Source organism: Steroidobacter sp. (assembly GCF_036402275.1).
Lineage (GTDB): Bacteria > Pseudomonadota > Gammaproteobacteria > Steroidobacterales > Steroidobacteraceae > Steroidobacter.
The window spans coordinates 1-14339 of sequence record NZ_DASWTF010000050.1; the positions used below are offsets into that span (position 1 = coordinate 1).

Here is a 14339-nt window from a genome sequence, read left to right on the forward strand (position 1 = left end):
TCAGCTCAGCCTTCCGACCTCACCAGCCGCCGAGCTGCAAACCGTCGCGCGGCGGCGGCCGCCAAATGTCCGCCCGCCCACCCCGACCGCGCAGAGCCAGGACCGTGGTAACTTGAAACGGCCACCGGACTCAGAGTGGCAATTTGGAACAACCGCGGGTTTCAGCAGCGGCCCTTCGGCTGAAGAACCAGCGCACATCTGCGCTTTCTTCCGCCCGCAGGGAAAAAGAAAATAAAAATCACATTCCCCCTCTCCCAACGGGAGAGGGGGCCAGGGGGTGAGGGTCTTCTTTAGCGCAACTTCACCGCGGATATTCGAGACTGGGGTACCAATCGGGTCTGCGCCCTTCGGGGGTGCAGTCGAGGACGGTCCAGATGGGCATCAGGTCGGGTGCGCCGCGAGGGTCTTGGCCGGGGTCGGCTTGGGCGAAGCCCATTTCGCCGGCCCAGAAATGACGGATCACGCCGTCGCGGCGGGTGAATACGTTGATAGCCGCGGTGTCTTCGAACTCCGGTGTGTTCGCGAGATAGTCCTTGCTGTATTCGCCATCCGTATCCGAATACAACTTGAGATTCCGCCAGCCGCGCGCCTTGGTGAACTCCAGCACTTTCTCGAGCGGCGACTGCGCGATGATGGCGAGTGCGACGTTCTGCTCGATGTCCTGCGCCTCTCCTTCCCACGCACTCAGCAATGAAGTGCACATGGGGCATGGCTTGGCCCGTTGAGGGCCGAACATGTAGCTGTACACGACGAGCGTCTGCTTGTCTCCGAACAAGTCAGCGAAGCTCACCGGCCCACGCTCACTCTGAAAGCGATACTTCTTTTTCACCTCGCCGCCCGGCGGCAACGCGCGACGCATCTCCGCCACGCGTTCGATGTGACGCCGCAGCTCGATTTCTTCCGCCAGCAGCGCCGTACGAGCCTTGCGATATTCGGCGCTCTCGTTAGGAAGGCTGATCTTGCTCCGAGCCGCCAGTTCCGCGGCAGGGACGAGAGCTTGAGGTTTGGTCTGTGTTTGGGCCATGTCGCGTCTCCTTCGAAAAAGGAACAAGGATCGACGCCCGAGCCCGCCCCGGTGCCAATCCTTCATCGTCCTCATACCCTAAGGACGGCCCGCGGCCGCCCAAAACGACAGCCGCCCGGAATTTATTTCGGCCTAGCCGGCGAAAAGCCGCCTAGTCGTGCGTCTGTCCCCACAGCGGTGTCGCCAACATCGAGGGTCGGTTGCTGAACTCATCGAACCACCGCGTCAGTCGCGGGCGGGGCCGGAACGTGGGTAGCTCGCGAAATTCGAGCCAGCTGAGCGCGGTAGCGAGGGCGATATGGCCGACGTGCAAGGGCGCATCGATATCGAGCGACTGTTCCAGCCAGTCATAACTGGCGAGTAACTTCTCGACATAGCCATCGCGCAGCGGCGGATACCGCAGTTCCTTGGGCCGACGTTGCGTTTCCCAGCGAATCGCGATGCCCGCATCGGCCACCCCCTGCGCGACCGCCTGCAACTGCAACGCTCGCCAGCGAGCCTCGCCATCGGCAGGAATCAGTTTGGGACCGGCATGCAAAGTATCCAAATAAGCGCAGATCACATCGGAATCGAAAATCGCCGGCAACCCAGGCCGCAGCAGCACGGGCACTTTCCCCAAAGGATTCGCCGCGAATACCTCTTCATTCCGACGCAGCGGGCTGGTCTCGTGATGCACGACCTCGATCCGGTCAGCCAGCCCGGCCTCATGAGCGAACACCAGCGCCTTGCGAGCATAAGGAGAATGAGTTTGATAGAGCAGTTTCATCGGCAGATTCACCACGGTAGCGACGTGAGCTAGGATGGTAAGAGCACCGACGCGCGCAACGGCCGCGATTCGGTCCGGCGCGATGCGGCTTTTCCGCGGAGTCGGGCTACATTCATCACATCAAACTGCACGACATGGATCTGGACCGCTTCGACCGCCAACTGCTGAACCTGGTACAGCAGGACTCCTCGCAAACCGCCGAGCAACTGGCCGAGCACGTGGGCTTGTCGCCCTCGGCGATTCAGCGCCGGTTGAAACGAATGCGGGAGCAAGGTGTCATCATCCGTGACGCCTCCGTCCTCGATCCACGCGCCGTGGGAAGGCCGACCTTCTTCGTCGTGTCATTGGAGATCGAGCGCGAGCGCCCGGAATTGCTGGCGCAGCTGCGCGAGTGGCTGACAAAGCGCGTCGAGATCCAGCAGGTGTTCTATGTCACCGGCGAAACAGACTTCGTGATCATCGCCACCGCCCGCGACACGGAAGCCTTCGACGCGATGATGTCGCAGTTGATGCAGGAGAATCCCAACGTGCGCCGCTTCACCACCAACGTCGTGCTCGGCCTGGTGAAGCAGGGACTGACGATTCCAATCCCACCAACGGAGGAATGAGCTGTTTCGCCGCCACCGAGCGGCAGGATTTGCGGCTTGTCAGCGCCACGCGGCGTTCATAATCGGCGCATGAAAAACCTCGCAGATCTCTGGCGCCTGCTCTGGCCGCAGGCCGAACCCACACCGCTGCTCGAGCTCCCTGCACTTGCCAGCCTGACCGGTGTCGGCCGCGTGTTCGTCAAAGTCGAAGGCGAACGCCCGCTCGGCAGCTTCAAATCGCTCGGCGGCATGACAGCCGGCGTGCGCGCACTGGCGCAGGCGAGCGGCATCGATGATCCGCGCGATTTGTTTTCTGACGCCAGATCGCTGCCCCGATTGATCTGCGCGAGCGAAGGCAATCACGGCCTGGCAGTCGCCGCAGCCGCGCACAAAGCCGGAACCAGAGCCATCGTCTACCTTCCGGCGGAAGTTACCGAAGCACGCGCCGCGCGAATCGAAGCGCAGGGCGCAGAAGTAATGCGCGTCAGTGGCACGTACGACGACGCGGTGCTAGCCGCTGAAGCAGCCGCCGAAAGAGGCGACGGCTTGCTGATCTCCGACACCTCCAGCGATCCGAACTCCGCTGTCGTGAACGCCGTGATAGAAGGTTACGGGCTGTTAGCACAAGAGCTCATCGCACAATTTCGCGAGCCGCCTCGCGAATCACCCTCTCATCTGTTCGTGCAAGCCGGCGTCGGCGGCCTTGCGGCAGCCATGGTCGAAGGATTGCAATCGCTGTTGCGCGCACCCGCCAGATTCATCGTCGTCGAGCCCGAATCAGCGCCCTGTGTCGCGCAAGCGCTGGAGCTCGGACAACTCACGCGAGTCGACGGACAATTACATACATCCGCTTCGATGCTGGCTTGCGGCGTTGCCTCCGCCCCAGCGCTGCGGATTCTGCAGCGGCACGCCGTTTCGACGATGTCGGTTTCCGAAGCCGAGTTGCGAATGGGCAGGGCCGGATTGCGCAACGTCGGCGGCCCGAGCACGACGACCTCCGGAGCTGCGGGCGTCGCCGGCTTGTTGCGCGCGGCGGCCCGCCCCGAGCTGCGGGAATTACATCGCCTCACATCCGACAGCGTCGTGCTGCTCATCGCCAGCGAGCGAGATTTATCAATCGTCGGCAGGCCCGCCGACGATTGACCGGAACTTTGCGTTCCACTGCTCGATTTTTCGGACTCAACGTTCGCCGTTTGCAGGCAGGAGCCGTCATGAGTTCGCAAAAAGAGTTTCCCAAACCGCCCTTCCCCAAGCAGTCCCAATCCCTGCCCGGCTCGAGCAAGGCCATGAAGCCGGAGCCGGACTACGGCGAGGACAGCTACAAAGGTGCGAATCGTCTGACGGATAAGAAGGCGCTGATCACCGGCGCGGACTCCGGCATCGGTCGCGCCGTCGCACTCGCGTTCGCACGCGAAGGCGCGGACGTCGTCGTCAGCTATCTCAACGAGCACGAAGACGCCAAAGAAACACAGCGTCTGGTCGAGTCGGCCGGCCGCAAATGCCTGCTCGTGCCAGGCGACATCGCGCAAGCCGAACATTGCCGCACGCTGGTGAAAAAATCGGTGGAGGCGCTCGGCCGGATCGATATTCTGGTCAACAACGCCGCGCATCAAATGACATACGACGCGCTGGAGAAGATCCCCGACGAGGAATGGGACAAGACGCTGGCCACGAACCTTTCAGCGATGTTTTACATCACCAAAGCGGCCATGCCTCACATGAAGCCTGGCAGCAGCATCATCAACACCGCCTCGATCAACGCGGATGTTCCCAATCCCACGCTGCTCGCCTACGCGACGACCAAGGGCGCGATTCAGAACTTCACCGCGGGACTGGCTCAGTTGCTCGCCGAGAAAGGAATTCGCGCCAACACCGTGGCGCCCGGCCCGGTCTGGACGCCGTTGATCCCAGCGTCCATGTCCGAGGACAAAGTGCAGAACTTCGGATCGCAGGTGCCGATGAAACGGCCGGCGCAGCCCTGCGAGCTGGCGACCGTGTACGTCATGCTGGCGAGCGATGAGGCGAGTTATGTTTCAGGCGCGACGGTCGCGGTGACTGGCGGCAAGCCGCTGCTCTGAGGATTCCATCGCGCAGGCGCGACCAGACAAGCAGGATCCGGTCGCGACCGGCGCGCCGCCGGCCTCATTACGAGGCCACGGTCAAGACGATAAGTTGACCACCACTTTCACGCATTCGTCCTGCTTGTCGCGGAACATCTGAAACGCATCCGGCACTTCGTCGATGCTGACGCGATGGGTGATGATCATGGTCGGATCGATCTCGCCCCGTTCGATGCGCGCGAGCAGCGGTTTCATATAGCGCTGCACGTGAGTCTGTCCCGACTTGATGGTCAACGCCTTGTTGACGATGGCGCCGAGCGGAATCTTGTCGGCCATTCCGCCATACACCCCAGGCACCGACACGGTGCCGCCGTTGCGACAGGCCTGGATGCACTCACGCACCACGCCCGGCCGGTCCGTCTCCATGCGGAATGCCTGCTTCACCTTGTCATAGGCATGTTGAACGCCATGCATGTGCGCCTCCATGCCGACCGCGTCGATGCACGCATCCGGCCCGCGCCCGCCAGTCAACTCCTGCAGGGTGTCGAGCGTATCTTCTTCGTCGTAGTTGATGGTCTCAGCGCCAGCACGTCGCGCCAGGGTCAGCCGCTCCGGAAAACGATCGATGCCGATGACCCGAGCAGCCCCGAGCAACTTGGCGCTCATGATTGCAAACAAACCGACGGGGCCGCAGCCCCAGACCGCCACGGTATCGCCTTCCTTGATATTGCAATTCTCGGCGGCCATATAACCCGTGGGGAGAATGTCGCCGAGAAACAGGGCCTGCTCATCGCTGACCGAATCGGGAATCTTCAGCGGTCCCACGTCCGAGAACGGCACGCGCACATACTCGGCCTGGCCGCCCGCGTAGCCGCCGAGCAGATGCGAATAGCCGAAGATGCCGCATGGCGAGTGGCCCCAGAATTTTTCGGCGAGGCGCGCGTTCGGGTTGGAGTTCTCGCATAGCGAGTACATCTCCTGCTCGCAGAAGAAACAATTGCCGCAAGCGATGGGGAACGGCACCACCACGCGATCGCCGGCGGACAGGTTGCTCACGCCGGAACCGGTTTCCACCACTTCGCCCATGAACTCGTGGCCGAGGATGTCACCGCGCATCATGGTGGGCACATAGCCGTCGTACAGATGCACGTCCGAGCCGCAGATCGCCGCCTTGCGCACCTTGATGATGGCGTCGCGCGGATTGATCAGCCGCGGATCCGGCACGTCCTCGACACCGACCTTGTGAACACCCTGCCAGCACACCGCTCTCATGACTCACTCCTGCTGAACGCGCGACCCACCAGGCTGCGAGTGCCTGACGGCTGGCCGCGCGTCGTGGCGATCTCGCCGGTCTCGATCAGTTGTTTCAAACGTCGCAGATCCTCCATCACCATGGCTTCGGGCCCGTTGGATATGAGTTGCCCCACCTTGGCCGCCATGGGCCCACCCGGCAGGCCGTAGTAGATCTCGATCTTCAGCAACGTGCCTTTGCCGCCGGGGGGCGACTCGAAGCGAACGCTGCCGCAATGGTTGATCTGCGATCCGGGGCAGGTATTCCAGGAAATGAACCGACCCGGCTCGTCCTCGACGATCTCGGAGCGCCATTGCAATTTCACGCCGCCGGGCGCGTGGGCCAGCCACTCGGATGTTTTCTCGTCCAGCTCCTTCACCGAATCCAGGTGCGTCATGAAGCGCGGCAGATTCTCGAGCTTGCGCCAGTAGGCATACACCTGCTCCGGCGGGCTGTTGATCATCAAGCTGGCCGTGATCGGCACATCCTGAGTCGCTTCCGCAAAGGACGATCGCACGTCCACCTTGCTCGCATACAAATCCAGCGCCGCGACACTAGCCACCGCCGTCGCCGTCGCGGCAACGCGAGTCGGATTCGAGTCCGGCGAACGCAGCGACGCACCGAGCAACGCCAGATCCATCACATCGCCGACGACGCGAGACATTGCAAACGTCGCCGGAGCGCGCCCTGAAAGCAATCCCACGCCGCTGACGAGCTCACGCATGCCACACATTCGTAGCAGCGTGCTTTGATCTCCCACTCCGATCATGCGTCCTACCGTTTTGGGCGCAAGCAGCTCCGCCACGCCCAGCCCGACACTGAACCATCCCAGCGAGCGGTCCAGGGCGGGACGTTGAGCAAACGATGCAGCCATGTTTGTATCCTCGTCGCCTGATCGATGAAATGGGGCCTAGTGCGTCTCACGCGGTTCGTCAGGGCCTCGTTGCATGCGGGCCTGAGAGGACTTCACCGCCTGACGTAAGTTCTCGTACTCGCGCTTGCCTGCTTCCTTGGCCCGCGCCATGGTGCGGTCGTGTACCGGGCCCACATATTTGTTCTCGTATCGAGTCGTCGGCAGCGCCGCTCCCAAGAGCGCACCTGCCGCCAATGCCAACGCACCGAGCGCGACGGGCTGCTCTCGCACCAGATCGCCCAGGCGCGAACCGCCATCGCGGGTGTAGCTCTGCACCGTTCGCATGGATCTCGACACCCCGCCCTCGACCTTGCGTCTCATTTCATGCGCGGCGTTGCGCACTCGGCCGTGAGCCGTGGCGTCCCAGTCCTCGCGCTCGAAATCGGTCCGATAATCGCCGCGATAATCGTCCGGATCCCGGCCATACCGGGAATAGCCACGGCCCGACTGAGCGCGGTAGCGCGACAGATCCTGTCCCTCGCCGCCGACATCCTCGGAGGAGCGGGATCTCGCCACCGAAGCCACCAGCCAGACGAGCCCCGCCGCGGTCAGCGCGATGGGCACGGGATTGCGACGCACCGTATCGGCCGCCTCGCGCAGCAGATCCATGCCGTTCTCCCGCACGAATTCCATGGACCGATCCATCAGCTCGGCAGGAGACAGGCGCTGCTGAATCTCATCGAGCGTGCGATCCAGACTCGCGCGAATCTGTTCGCCCTCGCGCTCCAGGTCGGCAGCGCTGCGCTCATCGGATGTGGCGTTCATGGAGTCCTCCGCGCGACCACGGTCGCATCTTTCTGTAACGATTCCTGAGTTCGATCGAATTCCTCGCCGAGATGGGACCATTTGCGCTGGCCTGCCTTGAGCAGGAGCCATCCGGCAATCAGCAAGACGATGCTGACGATCAGCGCCGCCTGCCACGGACGCATGACTTCAGCGAGCGCCAGCACCAAGGTCGCGACCAGAGTGAGCGCGCCCGCGAGCAGCACGCCGGCTGCGATCGCGAACGGCGCGACGCTCATTTTCACGTCGCGCAGCGCGCTGCGGGCTTCTGCTTTGGCGAGCGCGATCTCGTTCTTTGCCAGGGCGAGCGCCTCATCCATCAAACGCGTCAGCAGACTGGTCACCGACCCGGATTCTGCGACGCCTGGACCACCGGACACGGGCGAGGACGCCATGGCTCACACTCCTCTCTGGGGGGCTCCCGGAGAATCGGGCGTCGCGGACGAGCCGTATAACGACGGATTCTCCACCGCCTCGTTGACCTCGGGGACTTCGCCCCATTCCTGTGCTTCGGACTCCGCTGCCTCGCCGAGATCCTCGGCCGCAGTTTCCTCGCCAGTCGCCTTCATGAAGCGCGCGATCATCAGACCGAGCGCGGCGCTGCCCAGCAGAAACATTCCCGGATGATCGGTCGCGACGCGCCGTATGTCGCGATATAGATCTTCGATACTGTCCTCGCGCAAGCGCGTCGCAAGAGTTCCCACACCGTCGGCCAGCCTGGAGGCATAGCTCGCCAGTGTCGGTTGCGATTGATCGAGCTGCGCGCCCGCGAGGTCGATGGCGTCGGCGATTTCCGCGATCTGGTCCGCCGCCGCTCGTTTCCCGCTCTCGATTTTTTCCTTGCCGTCCTGTTGTAAACGGCTCTTCAAATTGGCCGCTCGGCCACGCACTCCTGAAGTGGTAGTGCTGTCGGTGGATTCGTTCATACGCTGCTCCCGTTGAGCTCTCATCGCCGCCAGACGATTCTCAATCAGTGCCCGCGCAGGAAGGTTCCGTGCAAATGCAATGGGCCGATGGGCATAAACATATGAGAGCGGGCCGGCAGGCGCCCCGCGCTGGAAGACGGCAGTGCGCGTGATCTTCTTACATCCGTTCCATCCAGGGGCCCGCCGGTTGCCTCCCCGCATTACCGCGTAGTCGTTTTGTGATTTCCGAGATCCCGGACGGCTCCGGCCAGGATCCGGATGGAGCTCGCGGCCGAAGTAGACACCCTGGATCCATTGCTCCGCGGCGGTCAGCCCCCGGCCCGCGGATGCTGAACGACTGCAACCAGCGACACCGCGAGGGCCAGGTTGGCCGGGCCACCGGACCGCCTGCCTGGCGTTTCGATCCGAAATTTCACGCCGCGTCGCGTCCGCGAGCGCATGAAACACCCGGCCAACATCTATTTCGGCTTGCGCAGCGACATTTCTTTTGCATTTTTACCGGTCCGACGGCGCAAAAAGCGCGGTCTGTTCCGGATAAATCACTTTAGATGCTTGCTCTGCAGGAAATATTTCGGTAGTAGCAGGCCGCGGCGACATATGTTTGTCGTCTGCCTCATGTTATATACAACTTCCCTGCCATGATTTGGTACGATATCGAAGTGATAAGTAGCATTGCACACGCCCCCCCGTTGGAAGATCGGTTGGAACATGTCCACTTCGAGCCCCGAGTCGGCGGCGAATCAGCGACGTTTCTTAACGGGATTGCGCGCCCGTTGAACGAATCGTCAGCGACCCACAGTCAAGAACGGACCTAACGATTTCATCAAGCGGCCGTCAATCGGCAAGCCGATACTCGAGTATTTGGCCTGCCCGATGAGCAGATGAGTTCACCACCGCGGAACTTGTCGAGGCGGCCGTGGATTTCAAGCGGCGTTACCCAGAGGACTAACCATGGCAACTAAAGCAAAACGATCCAAGACCACCCCCGCCAAGAAGAAGAGCAGCAAGGCGACTTCGCGCGTCCGTTGGACGAGCCAGAACGACCGTGAGATGAAGGGCCTGATCAAGGAAGGCACCCCGGCTCGCGCCATCGCCAGCAAACTGAAGCGCACCGAGGCGGCCGTCCGCCAGCGCATTCACAAGCTGGGCCTGTCGCTGCGCTCGTCCAAGAAGAAAGCCGCCCGCCGCAAGTAATCCGCAGCAGGTTGTGACATCGGAGTGTGGCCGGTTGCACCTGCCACACTTCGTTTCCGGGCCCGGCAGGCCGCCTGACTCTCGCCCCTCGCCCCGTTTACCATTTGACCCTTGACATGAGCGCGCTTATAGTCCGCGCCATGTTCCGATTCGCCAAACGTACGCAGCAACAACAACCGCGCTTGTTCGCGGCGGTTGCGCGTGCGCGCGTTCGGACCCTTCCGGGCTCTCTCCAGCCCTAGATTCCAAACAAACGTCTCCCGCAACCCCGCCCATCGGCGGGGCTTTGTCGAGCTTCGCTGGTAACCACCTTCAGGAGCTTGACCATGATTCATTTCAGCAGCGACGCCGAGATCGAGCGCATCGGTCTGGGAGTCTTCGAACGAACCCTGCCCAAACCCGAGTGGACCCATGCGGCGCACTTCGCGGCCGCGTTCTGGGTGTTATGTCGGCCCGGCATGAACGCGGAAGCCGATATGCCCAAACTGATCCGTGCTTATAACCTCGGCACCGGGGTGCCAAACACGGATGCGGGCGGCTATCACGAGACCATTACGTTGGCTTCATTGCGCGCGGCGCGCGAGTGGCTGTCGAAGCGAGGGGAAACGCCCTTGCACGAGGCGTTGAACGGGCTGCTTGCGAGCAAGTACGGGCGCTCCGACTGGTTGCTCGAATACTGGTCGAAGCCGGTGCTGTTCTCGGTGATGGCGCGGCGCGCCTGGATCGATCCGGACCTCAAACCGTTGCCGTTCTGATGTTTCTGACGAGGCGGCCTGGCGTCAGGCCGCCGGTTTTGCATCGAGATCCAGCACGCGGATAAACATTCCTCGGAGCACGATCACGCTGAGCGAGCCGAGGACCGCGACTAGCACGTGGATCAGCCAGAAGAACACCGGGCCGACCGGCTCATAGAAACGCGCCAGCCAGCCGCTGGCGATGCCGCCGACGAACAGGCCGAGGTAGTAGGACCCGACCATCATAGCGTTGACGGCAGCAGGCGCCGCGCGCGACACGAGCGCGAGCGCAATCGGCGCGACATAGAGATATGCAGCGGCGCAGATGAAATGAAACGCGATCGGCCAGTACACCGGCACGGCGCCTTCGCCCGCCAGCCACTGGCCCGCGCTCAATAGAAAACAGGCAAAAGCAAAGAATCCGCAACCGAGCGCGATCTTCGCCAGGTCGCCTGGCTCCGCGTCGCGCTGCGCCTGACGCCGCCACAACAACATCACCAGCGGCGCGAACAGCAATACGGTGAGCGAATCCAGCGCCTGGAACCAGGTCACCGGCAGCGTCAGCCCGAACGGCAAGGAACGATCGACCTCGTCGCGCAACCACACCGGATAGGTGTTCCATACCTGCGTCTGCACGGTCCAGAACAGCGCAGTGATGGCGAGCAGCACCAATATCACGATGACTTTGCGCAGATCGCCCGGTTGCAGCTTGGGGCGCTCCTCGACCGCCGAGGCGCTCGGCGCATCGGAAGGCAAATATCTGGCGCCGGACAGATAAATGACGATGCCGATCAACATACCGATGCCGGCGGCGCCGAAGCCGTAGTGCCAGCCATAGAACTCGCCCAGCGTGCCGCACACCAATGGGGCAACGAAAGCGCCGACGTTGATAGCGGTGCAGTACGTCGTATAGGCGCTGTCGCGGCGGCGATCGTCCTTCGAGTACAGCGCGCCCACCTGGGCGGCGAGGTTTCCTTTGAGCAATCCCGAACCGACGATCAACGCGGCGAGCGCGGGCAGGAACGCCGCTTCGAACGCCATCAAGAAATGTCCAACGGCCATCGCCGCGGCGCCGATCAACACCGCCCGCTTGCGGCCGATGACCCGGTCGCCGAGCAGGCCGCCGAAGATGGGCACGAAATAAACCAGGCCGATATACAGGCCGAAAATCTGCGCCGCGAGCGCTTGCGTGGACAACGTGCCGAACACCGCCTCGATGGCGGAGCGCAGGCCGGCGAAGCCGATCACCTGCTCGATCACACCGGGCTGCAGCAGATATCCCGACATGTACAGGACCAGCAGCGCCTGCATGCCGTAGAACGAAAATCGTTCCCAAGCCTCGGTGAAGGCGATATACGCCAGACCGCGCGGATGGCCGAAAAATTCGGCGCTGGACGCCTGCGATGCGATGCCCTGACCGGCCTCGGCGATGGTATTCAACGGCACCCCTTCGCGTTAAAACGGAGCAAATCAGCTCTCCCCCGAGTATCGATGTTGTCAGCGTACCGCGCCGGCGAGCAGTGCCAAAGCCAGCCCGCTTGGTGCCGTTTTCGCACCGGCCGTGACACAATCCGGGCAGGTTGTTAAAAGACATCTTCCCTGGGGAGGATGTGCCGAGTTGACCAGAATGAGCGAGGAAAAAATCGCACACCAGCCTGCGGCCACCTTGCCGTCGCGCAAGGCGTTGCCGCCATTCGAGGCGCTGCGCGCCTTCGACGCCGTGGCTCGGTTGGGCGGTGTGCGCAAAGCGGCCCAATATTTGTGCCGCGACCACGCGGTCGTGAGCCGCCACCTGCGCGCCATCGAGGATTGGACCGGCACCAAGCTGATTCAGCGCACCCCCGGCGGCGCGGTGCTGACCGAAGACGGCATCCGATATCACAAGCAGGTCGCGGCCGCGATCGACATGATCGCCGGCGCGACCGTCGATCTGATGAAGCGCGGCGACGATCACCGCCTGCACATCCGCTGCATGCCGGGCTTCGCCCTGCTCTGGCTGTCCAGCCGCCTCGGCGAGTTCGAACAGGCCAATCCCGGCATCGACATCGAAGTGCGGCCGCTCGATCGCCTGCCGGACGTGCTCGCGCATCACACCGATGTCGAAATCCGCCTGGTCGCACCCTATGCGGACCGCGTCGAGCTCGCAGCCGAGCTGCGCAGCGCCGAGATCGTGCACACACCCGTGCTGGCGGTAGCCAATCGTGACTATCTGGCCCGCGCCGCGCCCATCAACGAGCCGCGGGATCTGCTCACACACCAGTTGTTACATGAAGAAAACTTCAATCGCTGGCGCAACTGGCTCAGCGTCCACGGCATCCACGAGGACGTCGAGCTGAGCGGCACACGCTTGTGGCAGGGTCATCTCACATTGGACGCGGCCCGGCACGGCCGCGGCATCTCGCTGACCAACTACGTGATCGTGGCGGACGACCTGGCGAGCGGTCGCCTGGTGGACGTGGGCGAAGGCAAGCCCGCGTTTCTGCCGCAGGCCATGGGCATTTATTACTTCATCGCGCGCGAGAAGCGCTGGGATTCGCCGGTGATCCGCAAGTTCCGGCAGTGGATGATCGCCACCATCAAGAAACAGCACCCGCACCTGAAAGCGGGTACGGCATAAAAAATCGATTGGAGTAAAGAAAGCGGGCGCGGACGACCCTCCGTCATCCGCGCCCGCAAACGACCTTACCCGAGGTCAAACTTCTGAGCGGTCGCATCCAGCGCTTGGCGCGCCTTCTCGACGATCTCATCGACCTGCGCCCGCGTGATGATCAGCGGCGGGCTCAGCACCATCGACTGATACACCGCTCGCATGATCAAGCCGTTGTTCGCGGCCACGTCGCGACAGAAATTCGCCGCGTCGTCCTGGGCGGTGAAGATTTCGCGAGTCTGCTTGTTCTTGACCAGCTGAATGGCCGCGATCAAACCGACGCCACGAATCTCGCCGACGATGGGATGCGACGCCGCCAGCTCCTGCAGGCACTTGCGGAAGTACGGCGCGATCTCTTCCCGTACGCGCTCGACGATGCCTTCCGAACGTATCAACTGAATATTCGCGATCGCGACGGCGCATGCCGCGGGATGACCCGAGTACGTGTAGCCGTGCGCGAGCGCGCCGCCTTCGTTGATTTCCTTCCAGATGCGATCGTGGATCGCGACGCCGGCAATCGGCAGATAGCCCGACGACAGACCCTTCGCCATCGGCATCAGATCCGGGTCGATGCCATAGGTCTGCGAACCGAACCACTGGCCGGTGCGACCGAAGCCGCAAATGACTTCGTCCGCGACCACCAGCACGTCGTACTTGCGGCAGATACGCTGAATCTCGGCCCAATATCCCGGCGGCGGCTCGTACACTCCGCCCGCGCCCTGCACCGGCTCACCGATGAACGCCGCCACGTTGTCGGCGCCGAGCTCGAGAATCTTCTTCTCCAGCTCGGCGGCAGCTCTCAGCCCATACTCTTCCAGACTCAGCCCACCGCCCTGGGTGTAGTAGTGGTGATGCGGAATGTGCGCGAAGCCCGGCAGCAACTCGCCGTCGAGCGCATGCATGTGAGGCATGCCACCGAGACTCACGGCAGCGAGTGTGCTGCCGTGATATCCCAACGTACGCGCGATGAACGTGCGCTTGGTCGGCTTACCTTTGACGCGCCAGTAGTGACGCGCGAGACGGATGACGGTGTCGTTCGCCTCCGAGCCCGAGTTCGTATAGAAGAAACGTTTCAGACCCGGCGGCGTGACTTCCGCCAGCACCTTGCCCAGCTCGATCTGCGACGGCGTCGAGGTCTGGAAGAAGCTGTTGTAGTACGGCAGCGTCTGTAACTGCTGAGTCGCCGCATCCACCAGTTCCTTGCGTCCGTAGCCGACGTTCACGCACCACAGACCGGCCATGCCGTCGAGGATCTTGTTGCCGTCGCTGTCCCACACGTACGCGCCTTCGGCCCGCGTGATGACACGCACGCCCTTGCCGGCCAGCGCCTTCTGGTCGGTGAAGGGATGGACGTGGTGAGCCACGTCCAACGCCCGGTAGTCCTGAGTGCTTCTGAAAGTCTGAGCCATTGCGT

Annotated in this window: 15 protein-coding genes; 6 read left to right on the plus strand and 9 right to left on the minus strand. The window is 62.8% G+C overall.

Annotated elements, in window-relative coordinates:
- Positions 1-301: 301 nt before the first annotated feature.
- Positions 302-1024, minus strand: coding sequence for a DUF899 family protein (locus VGD45_RS29065; RefSeq protein ID WP_331158901.1), 723 nt, complete (start codon positions 1022-1024; stop codon positions 302-304).
- 151 nt (positions 1025-1175) lie between these two features.
- Complete coding sequence (locus VGD45_RS29070) at positions 1176-1790, minus strand: glutathione S-transferase (protein WP_331158902.1); 615 nt, start codon at positions 1788-1790, stop codon at positions 1176-1178.
- A gap of 134 nt (positions 1791-1924) precedes the next feature.
- Between VGD45_RS29070 and VGD45_RS29075 the strand changes: the two genes are divergently transcribed.
- The 3 genes from VGD45_RS29075 (at position 1925) to VGD45_RS29085 (ending at position 4455) form a co-directional block, all read left to right on the plus strand.
- Complete coding sequence (locus VGD45_RS29075) at positions 1925-2398, plus strand: Lrp/AsnC family transcriptional regulator (RefSeq protein ID WP_331158903.1); 474 nt, start codon at positions 1925-1927, stop codon at positions 2396-2398.
- A gap of 69 nt (positions 2399-2467) precedes the next feature.
- Positions 2468-3520 (plus strand): pyridoxal-phosphate dependent enzyme, encoded by a 1053-nt coding sequence (locus tag VGD45_RS29080; RefSeq protein ID WP_331158904.1) that lies wholly within the window; start codon positions 2468-2470, stop codon positions 3518-3520.
- Positions 3521-3588: 68 nt separating this feature from the next.
- A complete protein-coding gene (locus tag VGD45_RS29085) occupies positions 3589-4455 on the plus strand; it encodes an SDR family oxidoreductase (protein ID WP_331158905.1) in 867 nt (288 codons plus the stop codon).
- 81 nt (positions 4456-4536) lie between these two features.
- On the opposite strand, the gene VGD45_RS29090 is transcribed toward VGD45_RS29085, so the two are convergent.
- Genes VGD45_RS29090 through VGD45_RS29110 form a run of 5 tightly spaced genes read right to left on the minus strand, consistent with a single transcriptional unit; the run spans position 4537 to position 8350 of the window.
- Complete coding sequence (locus tag VGD45_RS29090; RefSeq protein WP_331158906.1) at positions 4537-5709, minus strand: zinc-dependent alcohol dehydrogenase; 1173 nt, start codon at positions 5707-5709, stop codon at positions 4537-4539.
- A complete protein-coding gene (locus tag VGD45_RS29095; RefSeq protein WP_331158907.1) occupies positions 5706-6602 on the minus strand; it encodes an SRPBCC family protein in 897 nt (298 codons plus the stop codon). The genes VGD45_RS29090 and VGD45_RS29095 overlap by 4 nt, the downstream gene beginning before the upstream one ends.
- Before the next feature lie 36 nt (positions 6603-6638).
- Positions 6639-7406 carry a DUF3618 domain-containing protein gene (locus VGD45_RS29100; RefSeq protein WP_331158908.1) on the minus strand — a complete coding sequence of 256 codons (768 nt, stop codon included), beginning with the start codon at positions 7404-7406 and terminating at the stop codon, positions 6639-6641.
- Positions 7403-7819, minus strand: coding sequence for a phage holin family protein (locus VGD45_RS29105; RefSeq protein WP_331158909.1), 417 nt, complete (start codon positions 7817-7819; stop codon positions 7403-7405). Before VGD45_RS29105 ends, VGD45_RS29100 begins: the two co-directional genes overlap by 4 nt.
- 3 nt (positions 7820-7822) lie before the next feature.
- On the minus strand, positions 7823-8350 hold the full coding sequence (locus VGD45_RS29110; RefSeq protein WP_331158910.1) for a hypothetical protein: 528 nt from the start codon (positions 8348-8350) through the stop codon (positions 7823-7825).
- Between the two features lie 951 nt (positions 8351-9301).
- On the opposite strand from VGD45_RS29110, the gene VGD45_RS29115 reads away from it, so the two are divergent.
- Together VGD45_RS29115 and VGD45_RS29120 are read left to right on the plus strand one after the other, a co-directional pair.
- Positions 9302-9544 (plus strand): hypothetical protein, encoded by a 243-nt coding sequence (locus tag VGD45_RS29115; protein WP_331158911.1) that lies wholly within the window; start codon positions 9302-9304, stop codon positions 9542-9544.
- A gap of 326 nt (positions 9545-9870) precedes the next feature.
- The gene (locus VGD45_RS29120) at positions 9871-10299 is read left to right on the plus strand and encodes a hypothetical protein (protein WP_331158912.1); all 429 of its coding nucleotides are present in this window, start codon (positions 9871-9873) and stop codon (positions 10297-10299) included.
- Positions 10300-10323: 24 nt separating this feature from the next.
- On the opposite strand, the gene VGD45_RS29125 is transcribed toward VGD45_RS29120, so the two are convergent.
- Positions 10324-11718, minus strand: coding sequence for a peptide MFS transporter (locus VGD45_RS29125; RefSeq protein ID WP_331158913.1), 1395 nt, complete (start codon positions 11716-11718; stop codon positions 10324-10326).
- A 187-nt stretch (positions 11719-11905) separates the two neighbouring features.
- Here VGD45_RS29125 and VGD45_RS29130 point away from each other — a divergent pair, with 187 nt between their 5' ends.
- The gene (locus VGD45_RS29130; protein ID WP_331158914.1) at positions 11906-12895 is read left to right on the plus strand and encodes a LysR substrate-binding domain-containing protein; all 990 of its coding nucleotides are present in this window, start codon (positions 11906-11908) and stop codon (positions 12893-12895) included.
- A 65-nt stretch (positions 12896-12960) separates the two neighbouring features.
- Here the strand turns inward: VGD45_RS29130 and VGD45_RS29135 are convergent, their stop codons facing one another.
- Positions 12961-14334, minus strand: coding sequence for an aspartate aminotransferase family protein (locus VGD45_RS29135; RefSeq protein ID WP_331158915.1), 1374 nt, complete (start codon positions 14332-14334; stop codon positions 12961-12963).
- Positions 14335-14339 lie beyond the last annotated feature (5 nt).

What these genes read in the sequence shown, in the direction of transcription:
- VGD45_RS29120 (WP_331158912.1), top strand. Translation starts at nt 9,871, where the DNA reads ATGATTCATTTCAGCAGCGACGCCGAGATCGAGCGCATCGGTCTGGGA.
- VGD45_RS29090 (WP_331158906.1), bottom strand. Translation starts at nt 5,709, where the DNA reads ATGAGAGCGGTGTGCTGGCAGGGTGTTCACAAGGTCGGTGTCGAGGAC.
- VGD45_RS29105 (WP_331158909.1), bottom strand. Translation starts at nt 7,819, where the DNA reads ATGGCGTCCTCGCCCGTGTCCGGTGGTCCAGGCGTCGCAGAATCCGGG.
- VGD45_RS29110 (WP_331158910.1), bottom strand. Translation starts at nt 8,350, where the DNA reads ATGAACGAATCCACCGACAGCACTACCACTTCAGGAGTGCGTGGCCGA.
- VGD45_RS29135 (WP_331158915.1), bottom strand. Translation starts at nt 14,334, where the DNA reads ATGGCTCAGACTTTCAGAAGCACTCAGGACTACCGGGCGTTGGACGTG.
- VGD45_RS29080 (WP_331158904.1), top strand. Translation starts at nt 2,468, where the DNA reads ATGAAAAACCTCGCAGATCTCTGGCGCCTGCTCTGGCCGCAGGCCGAA.
- VGD45_RS29085 (WP_331158905.1), top strand. Translation starts at nt 3,589, where the DNA reads ATGAGTTCGCAAAAAGAGTTTCCCAAACCGCCCTTCCCCAAGCAGTCC.
- VGD45_RS29100 (WP_331158908.1), bottom strand. Translation starts at nt 7,406, where the DNA reads ATGAACGCCACATCCGATGAGCGCAGCGCTGCCGACCTGGAGCGCGAG.
- VGD45_RS29115 (WP_331158911.1), top strand. Translation starts at nt 9,302, where the DNA reads ATGGCAACTAAAGCAAAACGATCCAAGACCACCCCCGCCAAGAAGAAG.
- VGD45_RS29070 (WP_331158902.1), bottom strand. Translation starts at nt 1,790, where the DNA reads ATGAAACTGCTCTATCAAACTCATTCTCCTTATGCTCGCAAGGCGCTG.
- VGD45_RS29095 (WP_331158907.1), bottom strand. Translation starts at nt 6,602, where the DNA reads ATGGCTGCATCGTTTGCTCAACGTCCCGCCCTGGACCGCTCGCTGGGA.
- VGD45_RS29130 (WP_331158914.1), top strand. Translation starts at nt 11,906, where the DNA reads ATGAGCGAGGAAAAAATCGCACACCAGCCTGCGGCCACCTTGCCGTCG.
- VGD45_RS29065 (WP_331158901.1), bottom strand. Translation starts at nt 1,024, where the DNA reads ATGGCCCAAACACAGACCAAACCTCAAGCTCTCGTCCCTGCCGCGGAA.
- VGD45_RS29075 (WP_331158903.1), top strand. Translation starts at nt 1,925, where the DNA reads ATGGATCTGGACCGCTTCGACCGCCAACTGCTGAACCTGGTACAGCAG.